Source organism: Buttiauxella cochleicola (assembly GCF_021282435.1).
Lineage (GTDB): Bacteria > Pseudomonadota > Gammaproteobacteria > Enterobacterales > Enterobacteriaceae > Buttiauxella > Buttiauxella massiliensis.
Window position 1 is genome coordinate 57,075 of record NZ_JAJSOT010000009.1, and the last position, 18,011, is coordinate 75,085.

Genomic DNA, 18,011 nt, shown 5'->3' on the forward strand with positions numbered 1-18,011 from the left:
TGGTGGGTAAACGCTTACACAACTTTAAGTGTTACGGAAAAGACGCGTCACTTCAAGGTCGCAACTGTATTCCTTGTCGCAAACCTACGCAAAATGGGGGCGTTTTGAGTGTAATCGTTACACTTAGCGAATACGGGAATTCAAGCGCAGCGGCAGACAGAGGCATGTTCTGGATTTTTAATGATTTCAGACTAAATCTTTGCTTACAGTTTGCAGCGTGCTGTTGCTATTTCGCCATGGCGAAAAGTATTAAGCCACTGCTACATTTGAAGTCCCAGAGGTATTGATAGGTGATGTCAGCATCTAATGCTGATCACATGATTTACACCAACCTGCGCGGATGCGCAGGTTTTTTTTGCCCAAAATTTGCCTGCCTGTAACAAGACGCGATGTTTTAAACACCTGGTTGCACTTTCCGCTAATTCTCTTGCTTTTTCTCGCTGGTGACACTGACTGGACTGAGCCACAATTCAGATCCCAGAGGTATTGATTGGTGAGAATTCTAGTTACGTTGTTAAGTACAATTCTTTTGCACCGACCTGCGCAGATGCGCAGGTTTTTTTTGCCTTTTTTTCAGACAATGCATTCCGCCAAACTATCGCTCCTTTTTAGTTAGTCATGTAATCTGCTGCCACTACACTTAAACATCTGCGGCATTATTAATGACAAAGGGAGTTGCTATGCTATTTGGTTTTTTCCGTACGCTTTTTCGTATTCTGTTCAGGGTGCGACTTCATGGCGATCAACAACTTCTTTCCCAATCACGCGTTCTGATTGTCCCCAATCACGTCTCCTTTATTGACGGCATTTTACTGGCGTTATTTTTACCGGGGCGTCCGGTTTTTGCTGTGTACTCCTCGATTAGCCAGCAGTGGTATATGCGTTGGTTAAAATCCTTGATTGATTTTGTGCCGCTTGACCCAACAAAACCGATGTCGATTAAGCATCTGGTCCGCCTGGTTGAGCAGGGCAGGCCGGTTGTCATCTTCCCGGAAGGGCGCATCACGGTGAGTGGCTCATTGATGAAAATCTATGAGGGCGCAGGGTTTGTTGCCGCTAAATCTAATGCGACTGTTATCCCTATTCGCATTGACGGCGCCGAACTGACATTTTTCAGCCGCCTGAAAGGGTTGGTCAAACGCCGCTTATTCCCGCGCATTAATCTGCACATTCTGCCACCCACTTCAGTTGCGATGCCAGATGCACCACGTGCCCGCGACCGCCGCAAAATAGCTGGTGAGATGCTCCATCAAATTATGATGGAAGCGCGTATGGCAGTGCGCCCTAGGGAAACATTGTACGAGGCTTTGCTTTCCGCACAGTACCGCTATGGTGACCGTAAAAACTGTATCGAAGACATCAATTTCAAACCTGATACCTATCGTAGCTTGCTGACCAAAACGCTGTTTGTTGGGCGCATTCTGAATAAATACAGTGCGCCGGGCGAAACCATCGGGCTGATGTTGCCGAATGCGGCAATTACCGCTGCGGTAATTTTTGGTGCTTCATCGCGCGGACGAGTTCCTGCCATGATGAACTACACCGCGGGCGTGAAAGGGTTGACCAGCGCGATTACGGCAGCACAGCTCAAAACGATTTTCACCTCGCGTCAGTTCCTCGATAAAGGCAAGTTATGGCACCTTCCGGAGCAGCTTATGCAAGTGCGCTGGGTGTTCCTGGAAGATTTAAAAGCAGATGTCACGCTTGGCGATAAGCTATGGATATTCGGCCATTTATTCGTGCCGCATCTCGCACAAGTTAAACAGCAGCCAGAAGATGCTGCGATGGTGCTGTTCACTTCCGGTTCCGAAGGGAACCCTAAAGGCGTGGTGCATAGCCATAAAAGCCTGCTGGCAAACGTCGAGCAAATTCGCACGATTGCCGATTTCACCGCCAATGACCGCTTTATGTCAGCGCTGCCGCTATTCCACTCTTTTGGCCTGACGGTAGGTCTATTCACACCGCTATTCACTGGCGCGGAAGTGTTCCTTTATCCAAGCCCGCTGCATTACCGCATTGTGCCGGAACTGGTGTATGACCGTAACTGTACCGTGTTGTTTGGCACCTCTACGTTCCTTGGCAACTATGCTCGTTTTGCTAATCCATATGATTTCTACCGTCTGCGGTATGTCGTGGCAGGGGCGGAAAAACTTCAGGAAAGCACCAAACAAATCTGGCAGGACAAATTCGGCCTGCGCATTCTTGAAGGCTACGGCGTAACAGAGTGCGCCCCCGTGGTTTCCATCAACGTTCCAATGGCGGCGAAAGTCGGCACTGTGGGGCGCATTCTCCCGGCGATGGATGCCCGTCTGATGGCGGTTCCTGGTATTGAAGATGGTGGTCGGCTACAACTGAAAGGGCCGAACATCATGAAAGGTTATCTTCGTGTGGAAAACCCTGGCGTGCTGGAAGCGCCGAGTGCTGAAAACGCGCTGGGTGAGGTTGAACCGGGTTGGTATGACACGGGTGATATCGTCAAATTTGATGAAAACGGTTTTTGTGTTATTCAGGGACGAGCAAAACGCTTTGCAAAAATTGCCGGTGAAATGGTTTCGTTGGAAATGGTGGAGCAACTGGCACTCGGCGTTTCCCCAGAAAAAATGCATGCAACCGTCATCAAAATGGATGTAGCAAAGGGTGAGGCACTGGTGATGTTCACCACTGATAACGAACTTAAACGCGAAAAACTGCTGCAATATGCTCGCGCAAATGGTGTGCCAGAGCTGGCTATTCCGCGCGATATTCGCTTCCTGAAACAGTTACCTGTGTTAGGTAGCGGTAAACCCGATTACGTCAGCCTGAAAGCGCTGGTAGACCAACCGGAGACAGAGAATGCATGATAATGCCGTGAACGATACCTCAATCTGGTCCAGAGGTATGATGGCAGTTACCGGCGCGCAGTTTCTATCGGCGTTTGGTGATAATGCACTGCTGTTTGCCACGCTTGCGGTACTGAAACAACAGTTCTACCCCGACTGGAGCCAGCCTGTTTTGCAGATGGTCTTTGTCGGTGCGTACATTCTGTTTGCTCCGTTTGTCGGCCAGATAGCTGACAGCTTTGCCAAAGGGCGGGTGATGATGTTCGCCAACAGCCTTAAGTTAATGGGGGCGGCGATTATCTGCTTTGGCTTCAACCCGTTTATCGGCTATACGCTGGTGGGCGTGGGGGCTGCTGCTTATTCACCGGCTAAATATGGCATTCTTGGTGAACTAACCACCGGCGATCGTCTGGTGAAGGCCAATGGCCTGATGGAATCTTCGACCATTGCCGCAATCTTGCTTGGCTCAATGGCTGGCGGTGTGCTGGCCGACTGGCATATCGTGGCGGCACTTAGCCTGTGCGTGTTGGTGTACGCGGGCGCGGTTGTTGCCAACCTATTCATCCCAAAACTCGCCCCTGCACGCCCTGGTCAGTCATGGCGCTTTGCGCCGATGACACGCAGTTTCTTCACTGCGTGTCGCACTCTTTGGCACAACGGTGAAACTCGTTTCTCACTAGTTGGCACCAGTTTGTTCTGGGGGGCAGGCGTAACACTGCGCTTCTTGCTGGTGTTGTGGGTGCCGGTGGCGCTGGGTATTACCGATAACGCGACGCCAACCTATCTGAATGCGATGGTGGCGGTGGGGATTGTCGTTGGGGCCGGTGCGGCGGCGAAACTGGTGACGCTTAAAACTGTAGCGCGTTGTATGCCTGCCGGTATTTTGATTGGCGTTGGCGTACTGTTCTTCGCCATGCAAACCGCATTGCTGCCGTCTTATATGCTGCTGGTGCTGATTGGTATTATGGGTGGTTTCTTTGTTGTGCCGCTGAACGCATTGCTTCAGGAACGAGGGAAACATTCGGTTGGCGCGGGGAATGCGATTGCTGTGCAGAATCTCGGCGAAAATACCGCGATGTTGCTAATGCTGGGGCTTTATTCGCTGGCGGTAAAAACCGGCGCGCCGATAGTCGGAATTGGAATTGGTTTTGGTGCCGTGTTTGCGCTCGCGATTGGCTGGCTGTGGGTTTGGCAGATTCGGCAGAAATAGTTTTATCCTCTCCCTGGGGAGAGGATATTTCTACATCACGGTGCCGGATAAGTATAAATCCGGTTCACCGCTTCTAACTCTTCAAGTACGTCTTCGCTCAAGTCCAGATGCAGGCTCTCAAGGTTAGTTTTCAACTGCTCAAGTGTGGTGGCACCTAACAGCGTGCTGGCAACAAATGGCTGACGGCGAACAAACGCCAGAGCCATTTGGGCTGGGTCAAGATTGTGTCGCTTAGCAACATCAACATAGGCGGCAACGGCATGCTGAGTCTGTTCGCCGCTATAACGAGTGAACCGGCTAAATAGCGTGTTGCGAGCGCCAGCAGGTTTAGCTCCGTTGAGATATTTACCGGTCAGCGTACCGAACGCCAGACAGGAGTAAGCCAGCAACTCCACACCTTCGCGCTGAGTAATTTCTGCCAGCCCCACTTCAAAGCTGCGGTTCACCAGACTGTATGGGTTCTGAATGGTGACGATGCGCGGCAAATCATGCTTTTCAGCAAGTTGCAGATAACGCATCACGCCCCATGGTGTTTCATTGGAGACGCCGATATAGCGGATTTTCCCGGCACGCTGGAACTCCGTGAGTGCTTCCAGGGTTTCAAGCAGGGTGACCGGTACAGCGTTATCGGTCCACGTATACCCCAATTTGCCAAAGCAGTTGGTGGCACGTTGTGGCCAGTGAACCTGATAAAGGTCGATATAGTCGGTTTGCAAGCGCTTCAGGCTGGCATCTAACGCATCACGAATATTTCTGCGATCCAGCATTTGATTTGGGCGGATGCCGGCATCGTTGTTGCGGCTTGGGCCACTGACTTTTGTGGCGATAATCAGTTTTTCGCGATTCGCGCGCTGCTTTAGCCAGTTACCGACGTAGGTTTCTGTTAAGCCTTGGGTTTCCGGGCGAGGTGGTACAGGGTACATTTCTGCGACATCAATCAGGTTAACTCCCTGGCTGACTGCGTAATCGAGTTGTTCATGAGCGTCGGCTTCGCTGTTTTGCTCACCAAACGTCATGGTTCCCAGCCCTAGCGTACTTATTTCAAGAGAGCTGTGGGGGATACGGTGATATTGCATAGCCGCCTTCCTTATTCTTCTGTCTTATCGGTCAGGCAAGCACCCGACAAAAAATTGACTAATATCCAAAATAATTCGAGCTGCATCGCGGCGGCAAGTGAATGAATCCCGATGAGCTTACATAAGTAAGTGATTCGGGTGAATAAACGTAGCCAACAATGACGCAGCTTGAAGTATGACGGGTATAAACATGGCAGAAGGGAAGCAAAAGCGGAAGGGGAAATGTGAAGAAAAAGTGTTACAGGCCAGCGAGGCGCTGACCTTTATACGCTGTATTTACTAACGTTCGATAATTTGTGAAACATCATCGCGATTAATCTGCATCTCATTGCCTTGCTGATCGCGATAGCTAACCAAACCGGTGTCGTCATCGACTTGCGGTTTACCATCAGTCAGGATCATACGGCCATCTTTGGTTGCCATCACGTAATCGCTGCTACAACCTGAAACCGCAAATGCCAGACCGACAGCGGAAATTATAACTGCCCATTTTTTCATCGTTATTCGCCTCGTGTGGTATGGAATGACATATACAGTCTAGTAATAACTCGGGCAACTGTTAAAAGTAAGCAGTAAATTCTTAAAAGAAACAGCGGGGAAGCGAGAATGCTTCCCCCGAGACGATTAAAGCGGGTTCTTTTTGTTGCGAATAAGATTTAGTGTTTCTACCGCAATTGAGAAGAACATCGCAAAGTAGATGTAACCTTTCGGCACATGAATATCGAAGCCTTCAAGAATCAGCGTAAAACCGACCAGTAACAAGAATGACAGCGCCAGCATTTTCACCGAAGGGTGACGTTCTACAAAATCACCAATCGATTTTGCAGCAAACATCATCACCATTACGGCAATCACCACAGCAGCCATCATAATAAACAGATGATCGGACAGGCCAACGGCTGTAATGACGGAATCCAGACTGAAGATAATATCCAGCAGCATTATCTGCACGATTGCGCCAAAGAAGGAGTGAACGTTGGTTTTAATTCCTTCCTCTTCACCTTCAATGGACTCGTGAATCTCTTTGCTCGCTTTCCAGATTAAGAACACGCCACCTAATGTCAAAATGAGGTCTCGTGCCGAGAACGCATGGCCCATCACGGAAAAAAGAGGGTGAATTAAGTGCGTCATCCAGGCGATAGACGCCAGTAACACCAGACGCATAATCATCGCAGCCCCCAGTCCCAGGCGGCGCGCTTTGGCTTGCTGCGCTTTAGGCAGCTTCGCCACAACAAGTGAGAGGAAGATGATATTGTCGATACCCAGAACGATTTCCAGAATCGTCAGTGTCCCTAGCGCCATCCACGCGTTAGGATCGGTAACCCATGCAAACAACATTTAAAGCCCTGCCAGAAATTATAAAACGCCAATTATAAACGCGAGCTGAACGCAGGACACAAATTAATTGGTGCTACAACGAGAAATGATTAGCCAGTAAAGCGGCGGTAAAGTTCTTTTTCAGATAAAAACCGCGCGGGAGCGTAAGAATTGGCGCGCCATCAGCACCGAATGCATTGGTTAGCGCTTTGCTATTGGCGGCTTTGGGGCGTAACTGCAACACTTCTCCGTGTCGTGCGGTGATGCGCTCAACCTGGCCGAGCACAATCAAATCCATTAACTCTTCCCAATCCTGACGCAACTGCTGCTCTTCTTCCTCGGAAGGAGCCCACAGCAAAGGGGTGCCGATATGACGCTCAGCAAGAGGAATTTGCCGCTCTCCTTCAACCGGAACCCACAGAACCCGTTTTAATTTGTGGCGCACATGGCTGGTTTCCCACGTCACCCCTGTGTTACCGGTGAGCGGGGCCACGCAAACAAAAGTAGTTTCCAATGGGCGGCCAAATCTATCCACAGGGATAGTTTTCAGCTCAATTCCTAATGCTGCGAAATCTTGTTCAGGTTTGCTACCAGCACTGGCACCCAACCATAGTTCTAGCAAAACACCGATCCAGCCTTTGTCGCGCTTGAGATCCTTTGGGATCGGCAATCTGGCTAAAGCAGCCAGTTCACCTAGCGTATAGCCAGCCAGCTTCTGAGCTTGAGTCAGTAATATCTGTTCGTTTTCTGGAGGGTTAAGGAAGGGACTGAGTGTTTGCATGTTGTCTTGTTACTGACTGTTCAAAAAGTAAGCGTAATTATCCCGCGATATAAAGATAGTTTAGCGTGCCGGGGATAAGAATGACAATGCACTGATTTTTAATAACTTTTAAGATTAAAACTTATCGTTTTTTAATTTGGAAAAAACCTTTTCCCATTCTGGTCACCGGGAGTGAACAGGATCTTACACCGGGTTATCCACAGAAAAATGGGATAAGTGATAAAAAAGCTCACTACTGGTTCGATTTACAGCCTTGACTGGGGGTTAAACCCATTTTTTCACCAGATTGTGACTAACTTGTTGGCACAATCTGTGGATAAAAACGTCATTGGTCGATCTTTCATCAGTGTAAGATCTTCATGTGTGATGATCGTCACACTACTGAGCTGTAAGTTATTCATTATATCTTTATTGTATTGAATATATTGATTATTTTATTTCATATTTTTAATGGGTTTCAGGAGTTATCCTAAGTTGTCCCGAGTGTATAAGGTAGTTCTTCACAGTTATATCCACAGAAAAAGTGAATAAACTGCGAGGCCCATCCACGTTAATGTTTATAACTCGGTCATATTTTGTGAGTTATTCAAATGTTATTCCTTCTGAGAACCGTTACACAGTGGTTTACCGTCTAGCGCTTGTATGAAACAATCGCCCTAATCTAAGTTTGTTTTGAGGTAGTCCGGTGATCGATGATGATGGCTACCGCCCGAATGTTGGTATCGTAATCTGTAATCGGCAGGGTCAAGTAATGTGGGCCAGGCGTTTTGGTCAACATTCCTGGCAGTTTCCGCAAGGTGGCATCAATCCTGGCGAATCCCCGGAACAGGCAATGTACCGGGAGCTTTTCGAGGAAGTGGGTTTACAGCGAAAAGATGTCCGAATACTCGCCTCGACCCGAAACTGGTTACGTTACAAGTTACCTAAACGTTTGGTGCGTTGGGACACAAAGCCGGTTTGTATCGGCCAGAAACAAAAATGGTTTCTCTTGCAGTTGATCAGTAGCGATAACGATATCAATATGCAAACCAGTAGTACCCCAGAGTTTGATGGTTGGCGTTGGGTTAGTTATTGGTATCCGGTTCGTCAGGTCGTCTCCTTTAAACGCGATGTTTATCGTCGGGTGATGAAAGAGTTTGCAAGCGTCGTAATGCCGCTACAGGAAGTTGCGCCACCACGTAATAACGCGCCTGCATGGCGACGTAAAAGAGGTTAAGTCACGCGAAAAATGCTTACCCGTCTGCGAGAAATAGTCGAGAAGGTTGCCAGTGCCCCGCGCCTCAATGAGGCGCTGGATATTTTGGTTACAGACATCTGCCTTGCGATGGATACCGAGGTATGCTCGGTTTATCTCGCAGATCATGACAGGCGCTGCTTTTATCTCATGGCAACACGTGGCCTTAAAAAGCCACGTGGTCGCACCATTACACTCGCATTTGATGAAGGCATTGTCGGACTGGTTGGGCGTCTTGCAGAGCCGATAAACCTTGCTGATGCGCAGAAGCACCCAAGTTTTAAATATGTACCTGCAGTAAAAGAAGAACGTTTTCGCGCCTTCCTGGGTGTCCCTATCATCCAGCGTCGCCAGTTGCTGGGTGTGTTGGTAGTACAACAACGTGAGCACCGGCAATATGATGAAAGCGAGGAGTCTTTCCTCGTTACGCTCGCCACACAAATGGCGGCAATCCTCTCTCAATCACAGCTGGCTGCCTTATTTGGTCAATATCGCCAAACGCGTATTCGTGCGTTGCCTGCATCTCCGGGTGTAGCAATTGCCGAAGGTTGGATGGATTCGACACTCCCTTTAATGGAGCAAGTGTCGGAGGCATCTACACTCGATACGACACTTGAGCGTGAACGTCTGACTGCAGCACTTGAAGAGGCTTCCAACGAATTTCGCCGCTATAGCAAACGCTTTGCAGCGGGAGCTCAGAAAGAAACTGCGGCCATCTTTGACCTTTATTCTCACCTACTTACCGATGCCCGACTTCGTCGTGAACTATTCGAAGAGGTGGATAAAGGGTCGGTGGCAGAATGGGCAGTCAAAAAAGTCATCGAAAAATTTGCGGAGCAATTCGCAAACCTCAGCGACAGCTACCTAAAAGAACGAGCGGGCGATCTCCGCACGCTCGGTCAACGTCTGCTATTCCATCTTGATGACAACATTCAGAGCCCAAATACATGGCCTGAACGCTTTGTGCTGGTGGCTGATGAGCTATCTGCAACCACGCTTGCTGAATTGCCGCAAAACCGCCTGGTTGGTGTTGTTGTGCGTGATGGTGCCGCGAACTCGCATGCTGCAATCATGGTGCGGGCGTTGGGCATTCCAACCGTCATGGGAGCTGATATTCAACCCTCTGTACTGCATCGGCGCACATTGGTTGTTGATGGCTATCGGGGGGAATTGCTGGTTGACCCTGAAACAGTGTTGTTGCAGGAATACCAACGGCTTATCACCGAAGAGAATGAACTCACTCTTCTGGTTGAAGACGGTGTTGATAGCCCGGCGGCACTGAAAAGTGGTGAGCGTGTGCAAGTCATGCTGAATGCGGGTCTGAGCCCGGAGCATGAGCAGCAACTTGGCAGTCGTATCGACGGAATAGGTTTATACCGCACCGAAATCCCGTTCATGCTGCAAAGCGGCTTCCCGTCAGAAGAAGAACAGGTCGCCCAATATCAGGGCATGTTGCAGATGTTTAACGAAAAACCGGTCACACTGCGTACGCTTGATGTTGGGGCGGATAAACAATTGCCGTATATGCCTATCAGTGAAGAAAATCCATGTCTGGGCTGGCGGGGAATCCGTATCACGCTTGACCAACCTGAGATTTTCCTCGTGCAGGTGCGCGCTATGCTGCGTGCTAATGCTGCCACGGGTAACTTGAGCATTCTGCTACCGATGATCACCAGCATCGACGAGATTGATGAGGCACGCCGCCTGATTGACCGTGCCGGGCGCGAAGTGGAAGAGGTACTGGGTTATGAGCTACCTAAGCCGCGTATTGGTGTGATGGTTGAAGTCCCGTCGATGGTATTCATGATGGGGCACCTTGCCAGCCGCGTTGATTTTATCTCTGTGGGCACCAACGACCTGACGCAATATTTGCTGGCCGTCGATCGCAATAACACTCGCGTTGCAAGCCTGTATGACAGTCTTCACCCGGCGATGATCCGTGCGTTGAGCCACATTGCGAAAGAGGCGGAACGTAACGGTATTGACCTATGTTTATGTGGTGAAATGGCGGGTGACCCGATGTGCGTGGCACTGCTGGTGGGTATGGGTTATCGCCATTTGTCGATGAACGGCCGCTCGGTGGCTCGCGTCAAATATCTGTTGCGCCACATTAGCCTGGAAGAGACACAACAGCTTGCGCAGCGTAGCCTGGAAGCTCAATTATCGACAGAAGTGCGCCATCAGGTTGCGTCCTTCATGGAACGACGAGGAATGGGTGGTTTGATTCGCGGCGGGCGTTAGTTGCTGGCGCCGCTCTTCTTTCTCATACCTTATTCATGCCGAAATAATTCGAGTTGCAGCCAACACAGCCGCGGCTCGGAGTATGAAGGGCATTACATATCTTTTACAACTTCACCGACTTAATCCTTGAGCCCTTTGTGCTATGATCCGCTGCTTTCGGAGCGCATCCGCACAGATGCGTACTTGCAACCCATCGTCGACTTTCGGTGGGGTAACAATGGTTTGTGGTGACAGATGAATAGTGGCTATCTGCATTTCCCTGAATTTGACCCGGTGATTTTTTCCGTCGGGCCAGTCTCTTTGCACTGGTACGGAGTGATGTACCTGGTTGGTTTCGTGTTTGCTATGTGGCTTGCAGGTCGTCGCGCCAATAAGCCAGGTAGCGGTTGGACGAAAGACGAAGTCGAAAACCTGCTATATGCTGGCTTCCTCGGGGTATTCCTCGGCGGACGCCTTGGTTATGTCTTCTTCTACAACCTGCCATCCTTCCTTGCTGACCCACTGTATCTGTTTAAAGTCTGGGATGGCGGTATGTCCTTCCACGGCGGGCTAGTTGGTGTTATCTGCGTGATGATTTGGTTCGCGCGCCGTACTCACCGCAACTTCTTCCAGGTTGCTGATTTTATTGCACCATTGATCCCATTTGGTTTGGGCGCAGGCCGCCTGGGCAACTTCATCAATGGTGAACTGTGGGGCCGTGTTGATCCAAACTTCCAGTGGGCGATGCTGTTCCCTGGTTCCCGCAGTGAAGACGTTGGCCTGTTGGCTACACATCCTGAATGGCAGTCGCTGTTTAACACCTACGGTGTCTTACCACGTCATCCTTCTCAGCTTTACGAGATGGTTTTGGAAGGTATCGTGCTGTTCATCATTCTTAACGTCTTCATCCGTAAACCGCGCCCAATGGGGGCTGTATCCGGCCTGTTCCTGATTGGCTATGGTGCTTTCCGCATTATCGTTGAATTCTTCCGCCAGCCGGATGCACAGTTTACCGGTGCGTGGGTGCAGTACATCAGCATGGGGCAAATCCTCTCGATTCCGATGATTGTCGCCGGTGTGGTAATGATGGTTTGGGCGTATCGTCGTCGTCCACAGCAACAGCTTTCGTGAGGAAACATGCAACAGTATCTTGATTTGATGAAACATGTGCTGGAAAACGGCACTCCAAAAGATGACCGCACTGGCACCGGAACGCTGTCGATTTTCGGTCATCAGATGCGCTTCAATTTGCAAGATGGTTTCCCGCTGGTTACCACTAAACGCTGCCATTTACGCTCCATCATTCATGAACTACTGTGGTTCCTGAAGGGGGAAACCAACGTTGCATATCTGCATGAAAACAACGTCTCTATCTGGGACGAATGGGCAGATGAAAATGGCGACCTTGGCCCTGTGTATGGCAAGCAGTGGCGCTCTTGGGCAACGCCAGATGGCCGCCATATTGACCAGTTAACCACTGTGATTAACCAGCTTAAAAACGATCCCGACTCACGCCGCATTATTGTTTCGGCGTGGAACGTGGGTGAGCTGGATAAAATGGCACTGGCACCATGCCATGCGTTCTTCCAGTTCTATGTGGCTGACGGCAAGCTTTCCTGCCAGCTTTATCAACGTTCATGTGACATCTTCCTTGGCCTGCCGTTTAATATCGCCAGCTATGCATTACTGGTGCATATGATGGCGCAGCAATGTGACCTGGAAGTGGGTGATTTTGTCTGGACCGGTGGCGATACTCATTTGTATAGCAACCACCTCGAGCAAACTCGTTTGCAGTTAACCCGTGAGCCACGGGCTCTGCCAAAACTGGTTATTAAACGTAAACCTGAATCACTGTTCGATTACCGTTTCGAAGATTTTGAAATCGAGGGCTACGATCCGCACCCTGCGATCAAAGCGCCAGTCGCTATCTGACGACTGACAGCCTGCCATAACCGGTGCCATTTGTGCGCCGGTTTTTTTTGCCTGAATTTTGTCTTTGCGAGCCTCTTTCCAGCACTTCTGCAACCTTATGAAACCCTAAAACTATCCTTCGAGTCACCCCGAAAAATAGTTCTTTGGCAGTGGCGAAGAATTTTTCGGCTGGCACACTGCCGCCATGAAAATAAAACAACAAGGCTTTAGCCTGATAGAAATGATGGTGGTAATGATCATTGTTGCGGTACTTGGCGCTGGAGGTTTGTTTGGCTGGCAACAGTGGCAGCAACAGCAACGGCTATGGATAACCACCCAGCATGTCCGCAATTTGCTCGAAGAGCTACGCAGTGATGCTAACTGGCATAACCGAGACCATCTGTTAGTAGTGAAACGAACAGAAAAAATGTGGTGTCTTACTAGTAAGTTGGCGGAGGACAGTGAATGTCATTCTGACAAACGCTGGCGATTAAACCAGCCTTTTACTGATGTTGATATTACTGAGATAACGCCAGGTGTGGGATTCTATGGATTGAGAAATACCGCCTGGCCTGGCCATATATTGTTGCAAAGCATGGCTGGTAAATGGCGGGTTGTTCTTTCGGCTCAGGGAAGAGTTCGTGTCTGCGAGGTTATAGGGAGCAACAAATGCAGCTAAATCAGCAGGGATTCACCTTACTGGAAACGCTCATCGCCATGGCATTAAGTAGTATTGTTTTGCTAGGTGCAGGACGGTTATTTCCAGCTCTGCAACAAGCAGTATTGCAGCAATATCAAAAAGAAAGTCTACAAGAGTCACTCTGGCAGTTGGCGTTCAGTTTGGGGAAACAGTTGCAAAGAGCAGGCTATTGCCACGGAAGCTGCCAGGGAGATGGGTTGATACTGCGCAAAGAGGGCGGATGCGTTTTGTTGCAATGGGATAGCAATAGTAATGGGCGCTGGGAGCCTTCCAGCCATGCCGAAACTGAATTGGCAGGTTATCGACTAAACGGTAGCAATCTGGAATTTATGCGCGGAGCTACCAGTTGTGAAGGAAGTGGCTGGGAGAAAATATCCGATCCAGCAATAATGGCTATACAGAAATTCTCGGTGACCCGCCAGGCTCGTCACTCAATGCCTCCGCTGTTAATAATTGAACTGGAAGCGGCTTTCAAAAAAGGCCGAAACCAGGTGTCTTTGCACCATACCGTTGTGGGATATAACTTGTGAGTGGACATCCTGAGCGGGGAAATATCACCCTCGGATTCGTGCTGCTATTGTTTGCGCTGGGGATATTAATGCTAGGTGGATTACAACGACAGTTAAGTCACCAGCGGCACTTAGTCGCCAGCGAAATAGGTTTTCTTAAGCAATATGCTGCTGCCATTTCTGCTCAGGCTTGGGGAACTCAGTTAATCTGGCAACCTCAGCAAACCTGGCAGTGCCAGCAAGAAATAGAAAAAGGCTGGAAGGCCTGCGTCTTGTTGGTCGAAAGAAATGAGGTGCTGATGGCGGTGCGCGGGATTCATTCAGGGGGGCAATTGCCACTCACACTTTGGCGATGGGGTGTTGTAGATAATTCACGTTGGTTATCGACCCCTCATGGCTGGCTGGATTTTTGCCCTTTTACTGAGGTGCCCAGATGTCAGTTACCACAGTAAAATCATTAGAGCGCGGATTTAGCCTGATTGAAGTGTTGTGTGCTATGGCACTATTTTCAGTAGCGATGCTGGCTCTGCTGGGGTATTACCGGGTATTACAACAAGGTTTTCAGTCTCAATGGCATTCTCGCCAGCTGTGGCGTTTAGCCGTAGAAATGAGCGAGCCTGATGTGCCATTGCCAACAGATGGATGGAAAGTCAGTCGACAGCAGACATCAGCGGCGGGATGTGTCAGCATCGCCGTTACTATTATTAGCCCTGGCGGGCGAACCGGGCAGCTTTCACGGCTACATTGCCCGCAAAAAGAGAAAAGTCAGGAGTAGCGATTCTATGTTGCGTGTTTACCATTCCAACCGGCTGGATGTGCTGGAAGCAATTATGGAATTTATTGTGGAAAGGCAACCGTTGCCGGACCCTTTCCAGCCTGAAGTGGTGTTGGTGCAAAGCACCGGTATGGCTCAGTGGCTACAAATGACCCTGGCACAAAAATTTGGTATCGCGGCGAATATTAGCTTCCCACTTCCCGCCAGTTTCATCTGGGACATGTTTGTACGTGTGTTACCAAATATTCCTGAGCAAAGTGCTTTTAACAAGCAAAGCATGAGCTGGAAATTGATGACGCTCATCCCCACGATGCTGGAGCAGCCTGAATTTTCACTGCTGAGTCAGTATCTTGAAGAAGATGAAAATGGGCGAAAACTCTCCCAGTTGGCCTCAAGAATTGCTGACCTCTATGACCAATATTTAGTTTATCGGCCTACATGGTTAAGCCTGTGGGAAAAAGGTGAACTTGTAGACAATGTGGGTGAAGCCCAATTGTGGCAGGCTCCGCTCTGGGCTGCATTGGTACGGCATACGCAAGAACTTGAACAGCCGGAATGGCACCGTGCAAATCTCTATCAACGTTTCATTGATACTCTGGAAAAAAGCAGTGAATGCCCGCCGGGCTTACCAGAGCGTGTGTTTATTTGTGGTATTTCGGCATTGCCACCGGTTTATCTTCAGGCGCTACAGGCACTTGGTAAGCACATTGACGTGCATTTGCTGTTTACCAACCCTTGCCGCTACTACTGGGGCGATATTAAAGACCCCGCTTATCTTGCACGCTTGATCAGCCGTCGGCGTCGCAGCCATGCGCAGCGAGACATCACGCTGCCACTGTTTAAAGATTGCGACACAGCCTCAGCATTGTTCAACGACGATGGTGAGCAAGACATTGGCAACCCACTGCTGGCCTCATGGGGGAAGTTGGGGCGTGATTACACGTACTTGTTAGCTGAATTACAGCGTTTTGAAGAGATTGACGTATTTGTCGATATTGAGCCTGACAATGTGCTGCGCAATGTGCAGTACGATTTGCTGGAGCTGCAAAACAATGCTGTCACCGGATTAACCGAAGAAGAGTTTGAACATAGTCATAAGAAACGCCTTCTTGCCCTTAATGATCAATCAGTGACATTCCATGAATGCCACAGTCCTCAGCGTGAAGTCGAAGTGCTGCACGATCAACTGCTTGCGATGCTGGATGCCGATCCGGCATTAACTCCGCGTGACATCATCGTGATGGTGGCAGATATCGATAGCTACAGCCCATTTATCCAGGCCGTATTTGGTAATGCTGTTGGTGAGCGCCGCTTACCCTTTGCGATTTCTGACCGTCGCGCCAGGCAGGCTCACCCGGCTCTGCAGGCGTTTATTTCTCTACTTTCCCTTCCTGATAGCCGTTTCGCAGCACAGGATGTTCTTGCGCTGCTTGAGGTTCCCGCACTGGCTGCTCGCTTCTCAATTAACGAAGAAGGGCTGCGCTATTTGCGCCAATGGGTCAATGAATCTGGGATCCGTTGGGGAATTGACGACGACAATGTGCGTGAATTGGATCTTCCCGCAACCGGGCAGCACACTTGGCGCTTTGGTCTCACGCGTATGCTGTTGGGTTATGCCATGGATAGTCAGGCGGGTGAATGGCAGTCAATTCTCCCTTACGATGAGTCGAGCGGTTTAATTGCTGAACTTGTCGGGCAACTGGCCGAATTACTAATGCAGTTGAACATCTGGCGTAGGGAGCTCTCTGTAACCCGGCCATTAGCCGAGTGGACAACAGTCTGCCGCGACATGTTATCGAGTTTCTTCATGCCTGATACTGAAACAGAAGGTGCGTTGGCGCTGATTGAACAGCAGTGGCAAGAGATCATTAAATATGGTCTTGAGTCGCGTTACCAGGAGCATATCTCGCTGACGTTATTACGTGACGAGCTGGCCCAGCGCCTCGATCAGGAACGTATCAGTCAACGTTTCCTGGCCGGGCCAATAAACTTCTGTACCCTGATGCCGATGCGTTCCATTCCTTTCAAAGTTGTGTGCTTGCTTGGTATGAATGATGGCGTTTATCCGCGCACGCTGGCGCCACTTGGGTTTGATCTAATGAGCCAGAAGCCGCAACGTGGTGACCGTAGCCGCAGGGACGATGACCGTTACTTATTTCTTGAAGCCCTCAATTCGGCACAATTACGTTTTTATATCAGCTATATCGGGCGGTCTATTCAGGACAACAGCCAACGCTACCCTTCAGTGCTGGTTGACGAATTACTGGACTACATCGCGCAAAGCCATTGTTTGCCACAGAACACGGAACAGACCTGTGATGAAAGCAGTGAGCTTGTGAAAAAACATCTGGTTCAGCGGCATTATCGCACTCCTTTTGAGGCTGGTAATTTTTTGCCAGGAGCGCTTGTACAAAGCTATGCCAACGAATGGTTGCCTGCTGCAAGTGAGCAGGGCCAGGCTCAGGTGGCATTTATTCAACCACTACAAGAAGAGAGCCAGGAAGTCATTACGCTCGACCAGTTACAGCGTTTCTGGCGCCATCCAGTACGAGCATTTTTCCAGATGCGTCTGGGTATCCATTTTCGACTTGAAGAGAGCGATTTACCCGATGCCGAGCCGTTCACATTAGATAGCCTTGAGCGTTTCCAGATGAATCAGGAACTGCTCAATACCCTGGTTCAGGAAGGTGACTCTCAGCAACTATTCCGCCGCTACCGTGCGGCAGGCTCGTTGCCGTATGGGCCTTTCGGTGAGATTTTATGGGAAAACCAGTTAGTCGAAATGGAAGAACTGGCGCAAAAAGTGAGAGCCGAACGGCAAAACGGTAACAGCCTGGAAGTCTCGCTAGATTTAGACGGAACAAGGCTTGAAGGTTGGTTGTCGGATGTGCAGGCTGATGGCTTGTTACGTTGGCGTCCTTCCATCCTCAACCCGGCACACGGTCTGCAGCTATGGATTGAACATGTTGTCTGGTGTGCATTGGGAGGTGATGGTGAAAGCCGCCTGTATGGAAGGGATTCAACAGAGTGGAAATTCCCTGCACTTGATGTGAAACAGGCAAAAAGCTATCTCCAGCAACTTATTGATGGTTATCGGAAAGGATTAGTACAACCGCTCTTATTGCTTCCCATGAGTGGTGGAGCATGGATAAAAGCCTGTTATGAACCCGCGAATGATGCCATTTTATGGGATGAGCAGACGCAACAGAAAGCCAAAAGTAAACTATTGGCGGCCTGGGAAGGGAATCAGAGAGTTGAAGGTGAGGGGGCCGATATGTGGTTACAACGACTGTATCGTACGCTCGAGCCAGACTACTACGAGGCAATTATAAAAGAGGCGGAGCGCTACTTACTGCCGCTGTTTCGTTTCAATAAAGCTTAAATGCCTGTATAAAAATTGCACAACCCGGCAGGTTCATCTATGATGCGCTACTTGCTCAGGGTTGGCGAAAAAAGAAA

The 18,011-nt window shown here is 49.7% G+C and carries 15 protein-coding genes; 11 read left to right on the forward strand and 4 right to left on the reverse strand.

The window, feature by feature from the left end; translation table 11 throughout:
* Positions 1 to 680: 680 nt before the first annotated feature.
* Positions 681 to 2,840 (forward strand): bifunctional acyl-ACP--phospholipid O-acyltransferase/long-chain-fatty-acid--ACP ligase, encoded by a 2,160-nt coding sequence (gene aas / locus LVQ77_RS18550; RefSeq protein ID WP_232905198.1) that lies wholly within the window; start codon positions 681 to 683, stop codon positions 2,838 to 2,840.
* The gene (lplT, locus tag LVQ77_RS18555) at positions 2,833 to 4,029 is read left to right on the forward strand and encodes a lysophospholipid transporter LplT (RefSeq protein ID WP_232865763.1); all 1,197 of its coding nucleotides are present in this window, start codon (positions 2,833 to 2,835) and stop codon (positions 4,027 to 4,029) included. Before aas ends, lplT begins: the two co-directional genes overlap by 8 nt.
* 35 nt (positions 4,030 to 4,064) lie before the next feature.
* Here lplT and LVQ77_RS18560 read toward each other — a convergent pair whose 3' ends face one another.
* The 4 genes from LVQ77_RS18560 to mutH form a co-directional block, all read right to left on the reverse strand.
* The gene (locus LVQ77_RS18560) at positions 4,065 to 5,105 is read right to left on the reverse strand and encodes an NADP(H)-dependent aldo-keto reductase (protein ID WP_232865762.1); all 1,041 of its coding nucleotides are present in this window, start codon (positions 5,103 to 5,105) and stop codon (positions 4,065 to 4,067) included.
* 279 nt (positions 5,106 to 5,384) lie between these two features.
* Positions 5,385 to 5,603, reverse strand: coding sequence for a YgdI/YgdR family lipoprotein (locus LVQ77_RS18565; RefSeq protein WP_034457556.1), 219 nt, complete (start codon positions 5,601 to 5,603; stop codon positions 5,385 to 5,387).
* A gap of 126 nt (positions 5,604 to 5,729) precedes the next feature.
* Positions 5,730 to 6,443, reverse strand: coding sequence for a TerC family protein (locus LVQ77_RS18570; protein WP_232865760.1), 714 nt, complete (start codon positions 6,441 to 6,443; stop codon positions 5,730 to 5,732).
* Between the two features lie 73 nt (positions 6,444 to 6,516).
* The gene (mutH, locus tag LVQ77_RS18575) at positions 6,517 to 7,203 is read right to left on the reverse strand and encodes a DNA mismatch repair endonuclease MutH (RefSeq protein ID WP_232905199.1); all 687 of its coding nucleotides are present in this window, start codon (positions 7,201 to 7,203) and stop codon (positions 6,517 to 6,519) included.
* A gap of 685 nt (positions 7,204 to 7,888) precedes the next feature.
* Between mutH and rppH the strand changes: the two genes are divergently transcribed.
* The 9 genes from rppH (at position 7,889) to recC (ending at position 17,934) form a co-directional block, all read left to right on the forward strand.
* The gene (gene rppH, locus LVQ77_RS18580; RefSeq protein WP_034457550.1) at positions 7,889 to 8,419 is read left to right on the forward strand and encodes an RNA pyrophosphohydrolase; all 531 of its coding nucleotides are present in this window, start codon (positions 7,889 to 7,891) and stop codon (positions 8,417 to 8,419) included.
* A gap of 12 nt (positions 8,420 to 8,431) precedes the next feature.
* Entirely contained in the window at positions 8,432 to 10,678 is a 2,247-nt protein-coding gene (gene ptsP / locus LVQ77_RS18585) for a phosphoenolpyruvate--protein phosphotransferase (RefSeq protein ID WP_232865758.1), read from the forward strand.
* A 234-nt stretch (positions 10,679 to 10,912) separates the two neighbouring features.
* A complete protein-coding gene (gene lgt / locus LVQ77_RS18590; protein WP_151993254.1) occupies positions 10,913 to 11,788 on the forward strand; it encodes a prolipoprotein diacylglyceryl transferase in 876 nt (291 codons plus the stop codon).
* A 6-nt stretch (positions 11,789 to 11,794) separates the two neighbouring features.
* Complete coding sequence (thyA, locus tag LVQ77_RS18595) at positions 11,795 to 12,589, forward strand: thymidylate synthase (RefSeq protein ID WP_151993255.1); 795 nt, start codon at positions 11,795 to 11,797, stop codon at positions 12,587 to 12,589.
* Positions 12,590 to 12,773: 184 nt separating this feature from the next.
* Entirely contained in the window at positions 12,774 to 13,247 is a 474-nt protein-coding gene (locus LVQ77_RS18600) for a prepilin peptidase-dependent protein (protein ID WP_151993256.1), read from the forward strand.
* Positions 13,238 to 13,798 carry a prepilin peptidase-dependent protein gene (locus LVQ77_RS18605; protein WP_151993257.1) on the forward strand — a complete coding sequence of 187 codons (561 nt, stop codon included), beginning with the start codon at positions 13,238 to 13,240 and terminating at the stop codon, positions 13,796 to 13,798. Before LVQ77_RS18600 ends, LVQ77_RS18605 begins: the two co-directional genes overlap by 10 nt.
* Positions 13,795 to 14,229: a DUF2509 family protein gene (locus LVQ77_RS18610; RefSeq protein WP_232905200.1), complete on the forward strand. Its 435-nt coding sequence runs from the start codon at positions 13,795 to 13,797 to the stop codon at positions 14,227 to 14,229. Before LVQ77_RS18605 ends, LVQ77_RS18610 begins: the two co-directional genes overlap by 4 nt.
* Positions 14,211 to 14,552, forward strand: coding sequence for a prepilin-type N-terminal cleavage/methylation domain-containing protein (locus tag LVQ77_RS18615; protein WP_232905201.1), 342 nt, complete (start codon positions 14,211 to 14,213; stop codon positions 14,550 to 14,552). Before LVQ77_RS18610 ends, LVQ77_RS18615 begins: the two co-directional genes overlap by 19 nt.
* A gap of 7 nt (positions 14,553 to 14,559) precedes the next feature.
* Positions 14,560 to 17,934 carry an exodeoxyribonuclease V subunit gamma gene (recC, locus tag LVQ77_RS18620; protein WP_232905202.1) on the forward strand — a complete coding sequence of 1,125 codons (3,375 nt, stop codon included), beginning with the start codon at positions 14,560 to 14,562 and terminating at the stop codon, positions 17,932 to 17,934.
* Positions 17,935 to 18,011 lie beyond the last annotated feature (77 nt).

Bases quoted from the DNA above. Each gene is read 5' to 3' on its own strand.
- LVQ77_RS18615 (WP_232905201.1), top strand. From the start codon at position 14,211: ATGTCAGTTACCACAGTAAAATCATTAGAGCGCGGATTTAGCCTGATT.
- LVQ77_RS18560 (WP_232865762.1), bottom strand. From the start codon at position 5,105: ATGCAATATCACCGTATCCCCCACAGCTCTCTTGAAATAAGTACGCTA.
- LVQ77_RS18570 (WP_232865760.1), bottom strand. From the start codon at position 6,443: ATGTTGTTTGCATGGGTTACCGATCCTAACGCGTGGATGGCGCTAGGG.
- LVQ77_RS18605 (WP_151993257.1), top strand. From the start codon at position 13,238: ATGCAGCTAAATCAGCAGGGATTCACCTTACTGGAAACGCTCATCGCC.
- LVQ77_RS18600 (WP_151993256.1), top strand. From the start codon at position 12,774: ATGAAAATAAAACAACAAGGCTTTAGCCTGATAGAAATGATGGTGGTA.
- mutH (WP_232905199.1), bottom strand. From the start codon at position 7,203: ATGCAAACACTCAGTCCCTTCCTTAACCCTCCAGAAAACGAACAGATA.
- thyA (WP_151993255.1), top strand. From the start codon at position 11,795: ATGCAACAGTATCTTGATTTGATGAAACATGTGCTGGAAAACGGCACT.
- lplT (WP_232865763.1), top strand. From the start codon at position 2,833: ATGCATGATAATGCCGTGAACGATACCTCAATCTGGTCCAGAGGTATG.
- ptsP (WP_232865758.1), top strand. From the start codon at position 8,432: ATGCTTACCCGTCTGCGAGAAATAGTCGAGAAGGTTGCCAGTGCCCCG.
- aas (WP_232905198.1), top strand. From the start codon at position 681: ATGCTATTTGGTTTTTTCCGTACGCTTTTTCGTATTCTGTTCAGGGTG.
- lgt (WP_151993254.1), top strand. From the start codon at position 10,913: ATGAATAGTGGCTATCTGCATTTCCCTGAATTTGACCCGGTGATTTTT.
- LVQ77_RS18565 (WP_034457556.1), bottom strand. From the start codon at position 5,603: ATGAAAAAATGGGCAGTTATAATTTCCGCTGTCGGTCTGGCATTTGCG.
- recC (WP_232905202.1), top strand. From the start codon at position 14,560: ATGTTGCGTGTTTACCATTCCAACCGGCTGGATGTGCTGGAAGCAATT.